This is a genomic window from Microcystis sp. LE19-41.2A (genome assembly GCF_027530405.1).
GTDB classification, from domain to species: Bacteria; Cyanobacteriota; Cyanobacteriia; order Cyanobacteriales; family Microcystaceae; genus Microcystis; species Microcystis aeruginosa.
On sequence record NZ_JAPZQJ010000383.1, the window covers coordinates 1 to 2,125 of the forward strand.

Consider the following 2,125-nt stretch of genomic DNA (forward strand, 5'->3'; position numbering starts at 1 on the left):
ACGCTAGATGTTAAGTCTGATTGCCCGTCCATTCTCAATAAGCACTGTTTATTGAGAATGACCGGGGGAACTCTGAAATTTTCGGCTTAGTTGCTGGCAGCTTGCCGCCAACTCACTCCTCTAGATAAGTATTTTGACTCAGGCATCTTCCTCTTTTGAGACGTTGTGACACTTAGGGTGCGGAATGTGGGAATTAAAGCAAGCAAACAGCTTAAGTCGAAGATGTTCAAAATTGGTAAATCCATAACCCATTCTTTTAATAAGCTTTATTTTGGTATTCATTCCCTCAATTAATCCGTTGGTTGTCTGATTTTCAAAGTAATTACAAATACCAGGCAAATGCTTCTGGATCATGCTGGCACTACTTTGATATAATATCCCGCCTATTCTTATCCATTTTTCCAATTTTCTCTCAGCACCTCTGAACGTTTTACTACTTTGATAAATTTGTCTAATTTCTTCTTTCATCTCCCAGGCTATTCCCAAGCAGGGATGTTCTTTTAAGATAACTTCTAGTTGTTGTTTTTGCTCGTCCTTTAAGTCCTCTTTATTCTTCCATAATAAATGAGGTAATCCCTTTTCATGCACCCCCATTAACTTTCTCAATTTATTAAGCTCGTCATTGATGATAGCCATTACATGAAAACGGTCATAGATGATTTTAGCATTGGGAAATAATTCCTTGATCACTGCTGTAAATCCTGACCACATATCGACGCTCACTTCTTTCACTTTCTCCCGAACTGCGTCTGGCTGTGCCTTTAAGGCTTCCATTAATTCTTCTTGCTTATGTCCTTTAATCACATCTAGTAAAATTTTCTTGTCCAGATCTACGACCGTTGTTATGAAATCTTTATGTCCTTTTAAGTTACTAAATTCATCCAAGCTTATTCGTTCTGGTGCTTCCCACCTGACAGGGGGACAAGCAAGCTGAAAAGCTTATGTAGCATAGAATACAGACACAGACTCCAAAAAAAGATAAGTCATATTTACTAGATATGACCTAGATAACGAAAATGATAAGTGAACTATACCAGAAAGTCTTAGAGAATGAACTGGGGCGAGCCAGATATCTACTGTTGTTAATGATAGTTGGAACCTGGCAAATACTAAAGCAAGCCAAGTTAGAGATATTAGCAGAAGCACTACCAATACCAATCCTGTTTGACAGTCGGCGAAAAAAACTAAAAAGATTTTTAAAGCTGGAAATTCTGAATATTGAAAAAATCTGGTTTCCCTGCCTAAAAGAGATGTTAAAACAGCAGGAGAGATTCACAATAAAAGGATTAGTATATATTGCCATAGACCGAACGATTTTGGGAGCAATTAATATCTTGATGGTGAGTCTGATTTATGACAAGAGAGCCATGCCAATCTATTGGGAGATATTAGATAAAAAAGGAAGTAGTAATCTCGAAGAACAGCAGCGAGTATTAGAAAAAACATTGACCGTGCTATCAGGTCATAAAATAGTGGTGTTAGGAGATAGAGAATTTTGTTCAGTCAGTCTAGAAACGTGGCTTCAGAAGCAGAGTTTGTACTTTTGTTTAAGACAAAAACAAAGCACAAATGTGAAGACGAAGGAAGGGATTTATCAAGAAATGAGAGAGTTAGGTTTAAGTCCAGGAACTCAATTATTTCTGCATGATGTAAATATTACAAAAGAGAAGGGATTTGGCGAGTTTAACTTAGCGGGTAAGTGGAAAAAAACTTATCGGGGTTTTCAAACAAAAGAGCCTTGGTATATTCTGACTAACTTTGGAGATTTAGAGACGGCAATAATGGCCTATCAAAAAAGATTTGATATTGAGGAGATGTTCCGAGATTTTAAGTCGGGAGGCTATAGCTTAGAAGGTTCTCAATTAGCACCGAAATACCTATCAAAGCTGATAATTGTTATAGCTATCGCCTATACAAGTGCCACACTACAAGGTAAAAAAATTAAGAATATGGGAATCCAAAAATATGTCACAAGACCTGAAAAAAGATATAAAGGTCAACGCAGACACAGCAGTTTTTATGTGGGTCAACATCTCTATCATTGGCTCCAGCTACATCAAATGTTCCCAAAAAATATAGAAGAGCTAATGCAAATTAGCCGCTATCGGTTGAAGGATTACATCAA

At 37.1% G+C, this 2,125-nt stretch carries 1 protein-coding gene and 1 pseudogene; one reads left to right on the forward strand and one right to left on the reverse strand.

Annotated features, from left to right (window positions below; genetic code table 11):
• Positions 1 to 138: 138 nt before the first annotated feature.
• Positions 139 to 909: pseudogene (locus O9290_RS15515) on the reverse strand (ISL3 family transposase); the annotation flags it as partial.
• Between the two features lie 107 nt (positions 910 to 1,016).
• On the opposite strand from O9290_RS15515, the gene O9290_RS15520 reads away from it, so the two are divergent.
• The coding region (locus O9290_RS15520) for an IS4 family transposase (RefSeq protein WP_288087232.1) at positions 1,017 to 2,125 on the forward strand (1,109 nt) is incomplete at its 3' end.